This is a genomic window from uncultured Veillonella sp., assembly GCF_934190855.1.
Taxonomy (GTDB): domain Bacteria; phylum Bacillota; class Negativicutes; order Veillonellales; family Veillonellaceae; genus Veillonella.
On record NZ_CAKPTN010000156.1, the window covers coordinates 1 to 3925 of the forward strand.

At 35.9% G+C, this 3925-nt stretch carries 6 protein-coding genes and 1 pseudogene; 6 read left to right on the forward strand and 1 reads right to left on the reverse strand.

All coding sequences use genetic code 11. The features are described from left to right. Nucleotides 1–372 precede the first annotated feature (372 nt). The 5 genes from infC (at nt 373) to Q0F90_RS07995 (ending at nt 2963) form a co-directional block, all read left to right on the forward strand. Entirely contained in the window at nt 373–891 is a 519-nt protein-coding gene (gene infC / locus Q0F90_RS07975; protein ID WP_296004565.1) for a translation initiation factor IF-3, read from the forward strand. A gap of 21 nt (nt 892–912) precedes the next feature. Further along, nucleotides 913–1110: a 50S ribosomal protein L35 gene (gene rpmI, locus Q0F90_RS07980; RefSeq protein WP_004696338.1), complete on the forward strand. Its 198-nt coding sequence runs from the start codon at nt 913–915 to the stop codon at nt 1108–1110. Nucleotides 1111–1156: 46 nt separating this feature from the next. Beyond that, nucleotides 1157–1507, forward strand: coding sequence for a 50S ribosomal protein L20 (gene rplT / locus Q0F90_RS07985; RefSeq protein ID WP_004696335.1), 351 nt, complete (start codon nt 1157–1159; stop codon nt 1505–1507). 122 nt (nt 1508–1629) lie between these two features. Next, the gene (locus tag Q0F90_RS07990) at nt 1630–2175 is read left to right on the forward strand and encodes a hypothetical protein (RefSeq protein ID WP_296004558.1); all 546 of its coding nucleotides are present in this window, start codon (nt 1630–1632) and stop codon (nt 2173–2175) included. Between the two features lie 146 nt (nt 2176–2321). Then, nucleotides 2322–2963: a DUF3298 and DUF4163 domain-containing protein gene (locus tag Q0F90_RS07995; RefSeq protein WP_296004561.1), complete on the forward strand. Its 642-nt coding sequence runs from the start codon at nt 2322–2324 to the stop codon at nt 2961–2963. A gap of 121 nt (nt 2964–3084) precedes the next feature. On the opposite strand, the gene Q0F90_RS08000 is transcribed toward Q0F90_RS07995, so the two are convergent. After that, on the reverse strand, nt 3085–3306 hold the full coding sequence (locus Q0F90_RS08000; protein ID WP_296004563.1) for a hypothetical protein: 222 nt from the start codon (nt 3304–3306) through the stop codon (nt 3085–3087). 111 nt (nt 3307–3417) lie between these two features. On the opposite strand from Q0F90_RS08000, the pseudogene Q0F90_RS08005 reads away from it, so the two are divergent. After that, nucleotides 3418–3925 (forward strand): annotated as a pseudogene (locus Q0F90_RS08005) (hypothetical protein); the annotation flags it as partial.

The window sequence follows — 3925 nt, forward strand, 5'->3', positions numbered from 1 at the left end:
CTTTTTTCTTAGGCATATATTCCTCCGTCGGCATTTGCCGCGTTTTTTCGCAATTTATTATTGTATCGCATTTTTCTATAGAATTGACGGTATAATGTAAAAATATTGTATACATAAAGGGGGATAGGTGTCAGTAAGTATACCTATATACAGAAATTCTAATGTCTGTTATACTATAAGAGTTGTGATAACAAATTTATTGTTGAAAGTTCAATATTATTGTTGACTTTCACTAGTCGATTTGTTATTATAATTAAGTAATTTATGAAGCAGAGGCCATCCGCCACTCACCTAATACCATGAAGTATGAGGTTAATATAGAGAATTCTATTCGGATGGTGTTTGCCGTCCGTTTTTTTTATTCTCTTGGAGGTGAACGCTATTAGCAAGGATACACCACGCATTAATGAAGAGATTCGTGCTCGTGAACTTCGTGTCGTAGGTCCTGAAAACGAACAAATTGGCATTATGTCTGCCCGTGAGGCATTGGCATTGGCTGAAGAAAAACATCTTGATCTTGTGGAAATTGCACCTAACGCTAAACCACCGGTAGCTCGTATTATGAACTACGGTAAATATCGTTACGAACAACAAAAACGCGAGAAAGAAGCGAAAAAGAAACAAAAAATCGTAACTTTAAAAGAAGTTAAGTTACGTCCACATATTGAAGACCATGACTTTTACGTAAAAATGAAAAACGCATCCAAGTTCTTGGGTGAAGGTAACAAAGTAAAAGTAACTATCATGTTCCGCGGTCGTGAACTTTCACATCCAGAACTAGGCATGGCAGTGTTGACACGTTTCGCTGAAGAACTCAAAGAAACAGCGTCTATTGAAAAAGCAGCTAAATTAGAAGGTCGTAACATGACCATGATTTTAGTAAGTAAATAATGTTTTGGGAGGATTATAATTATGCCAAAAATTAAAACTCGTCGCGCAGCGGCTAAACGTTTCGCAGTAACTGGTACTGGTGAATTCAAGCGTGCAAAAGCTTTCAAAAGCCACATTCTTGAGAAAAAATCTCCAGCTCGTAAACGTAATTTACGTAAAGCTACATTGGTTGCAAAAGCTGACCACAAACGCGTAGCTAAATGCTTACCATACGCTTAATCGTTAACTATTAAATCGATACATCGTAATTTAGGAGGAATATACAATGGCAAGAGTGAAAAAGGGCGTTACAGCTCATGCACGTCATAAAAAGATTTTAAAATTAGCTAAAGGTTACCGCGGTACACGTTCCCGTTTGTTCAAAAAAGCTAACGAAACAGTAATGAAAGCGTTGTACTACGCTCGTCGCGACCGTCGTGCGAAAAAACGCGAATTCCGTCAATTGTGGATCGCTCGTATCAACGCAGCGGCTCGCATCAATGGCACAACTTACAGCCGTTTCATCGCTGGTTTAGCTAAAGCAGGCGTTGAAGTTAACCGTAAAATGTTGGCTGACTTGGCAGTTAACGATGCAGCAGCATTCGCTAAACTTGTTGAAGTAGCTAAAAACGCTTAATAGCATAACAATACAGATTAAGGACTCTCTTCGGAGGGTCCTTTTTTGTATGGTGGAAATATGATATATTGAAAATACATATCGTGTTGTGTAAAAGCGGGTGCATAGAGGAGGCGTAGATAATGGAACAATTATTTTATCTATTGATACCCTTAGGACTTTGTTTGTTCTATTTAGGTATTAAAAATACGATTCGCTTTGGCAGAGCTAAAATGTTATATGAAATGCCCTACGTAAACAAAGAAGGAACCTTTACCCTAGAACGAGCAGGTACGTATGGCCTATGGCTTAGTGGAAAAATGTTTACAAAGGCACCTGTTGGTGAATTTGGATTCAATATAGTTGATGAAAAGACGGGAAGGGCTATTCCTTTAACTTTATCTATTATGCGTGCACGGGTGAATGGTATTACTCATTCAAGAATGGAACTATATACCTTTGATGCGTTACCAGGCACCTATAGACTGTCTATTACAGAGGATCCCTTTGTACTAGATGCAGTTATGAAAAAAGTAGGGGATAAGGTGATTAAAGGTGATATTAATTATAACCAATTCACTATACAAATCTATACACATACATCCTTTATTTTAATGTTTATATCTACTTGGATGATTGTACTTGGGCTTATTATCGCTGTATTAGGAGGCATTCTTCCTAATATTTAGTGTGAAAGACTAGAAAGTCTTATTGTTTTATATGGTGAATAAATTATCAGAAAAGTGAAAGATAAAAAGAGGAGTTTTATCATAGCTTGTAGAACTAACACAGTAATGAACCTATTTAAAGGTGTTTGTTAAAAGGAGACATTATTATGGGGATCTTTAAAAAGCTATGTATGACCTCTATGTTAGGTGTTATGTTGGCGGTACCTACCTATGCAACTGTTGTTACAGGTAGTCAATCCGATGTAAACATGGAATTAAAATATCCATTGGTATATACCAATAATATGTTTGCACAAAAGGCAATTAATACAGATATTGCTAACTATGTTTTATATGCGAAATCAGTTTATTACGATCAACATGCGTACCAAGTAAAACAAAATTATAAAGTTACCTATGAAGATGCTCAAGTAGTATCTATTTTGTTAACTACCTATCATTATCATGCTGGTAGTGCACATGGTATGTATAACACCAAAGGCTTAGTATATAACAAGATGACTGGCCAAAGAATTCCGCTATATAACTATGTAAAAATTGCTAATGCTCAACAAATAGAGAGAGGCATTAACTCTGGTATATTGCGCTTCTACAGTGAAGGTTATAAAAAAGCAGATCTACTACCTAACTGGAATGTAGAATATGTTTCAGATAATTACTACTTGAAAGGTAAAGGCGTTATAGGGCTTGTATACCAACCATATGAATTAGGACCATACTCTTATGGCAATACATACGTTGAATTCTCACGACAAGCAATTGAATACTTTAATCGTATGAACTCCTAATAAAGGGTTGCTTTAGACTGAATTTTATCAGTATTTAGATGTAATACATATTATTAGTGTGGCATATTATAAAAGCCTATAGTACATTTTTGTACTATAGGCTTTTGGTGTATTTACCATATTATCTTCTATATCCGCCGCATCCTCTAGCATTAGAGTTTTGACCACAGTAACTTTGGCTAGTATTATTACAAACTGTATTGTTATTATTACAGTTGTATTGAGCATTTGTATTACAATTTGCTTGAGTGCCGTTGCATACATAATCATAAGCAAATCCTGTAGATACAGCAGCAGTTATGAATAAAAGTGTCATGACAATCATACGTTTGGTAAACTTCATATGTATCATCTCCTTGTTTCTATACTTATATTGTACTACTAAAGGTCAACTAAAATATGATATTCTATACATATATACTATTTGAGAGAGTATGTGAAAGGATGAGAGTTCATGATGAAACGTACGTTATTGGCGACACTATGTTTTAGTTTTGTGACATTAGGTAGCCAAGCAATTGATATTAATATACCAGGTGCAGATTCTACAATATCAAAGGATGCATATCAGAACTATCGTAAAACTGATGCAGAGGCGCAGCAGATGGAACGGGATGTTGAAAAGGATATAAAAACATATATGCCTAAACAAGTGGTAGGTGATGGTACTATAGATTTAAATGACATCATTTATTCTAATCGTGAGTTGAACCATGCGTTAGACTTTTCTTCATCCGTATTTATATTGAAAGAGGATGGGGCTAATGTAAAATTTACTGTGCCTTACTCGAGTCGTTATGGCAATACTGAGAAGATTGCAGATGGCACACCTGCTTTCAGAAATGCCATGATTATGAGCCCAGACGGTGTGATGGCCTATGAATTACGTCATCAACCAGCAGGAAATAATTGGGAGGATAGTAAGATTCCCTATAGCAAGCTGACTGTTGATGATATGAAAG

What these genes read in the sequence shown, in the direction of transcription:
- rpmI (WP_004696338.1), top strand. Translation starts at nt 913, where the DNA reads ATGCCAAAAATTAAAACTCGTCGCGCAGCGGCTAAACGTTTCGCAGTA.
- rplT (WP_004696335.1), top strand. Translation starts at nt 1,157, where the DNA reads ATGGCAAGAGTGAAAAAGGGCGTTACAGCTCATGCACGTCATAAAAAG.
- Q0F90_RS07990 (WP_296004558.1), top strand. Translation starts at nt 1,630, where the DNA reads ATGGAACAATTATTTTATCTATTGATACCCTTAGGACTTTGTTTGTTC.
- Q0F90_RS07995 (WP_296004561.1), top strand. Translation starts at nt 2,322, where the DNA reads ATGGGGATCTTTAAAAAGCTATGTATGACCTCTATGTTAGGTGTTATG.
- Q0F90_RS08000 (WP_296004563.1), bottom strand. Translation starts at nt 3,306, where the DNA reads ATGAAGTTTACCAAACGTATGATTGTCATGACACTTTTATTCATAACT.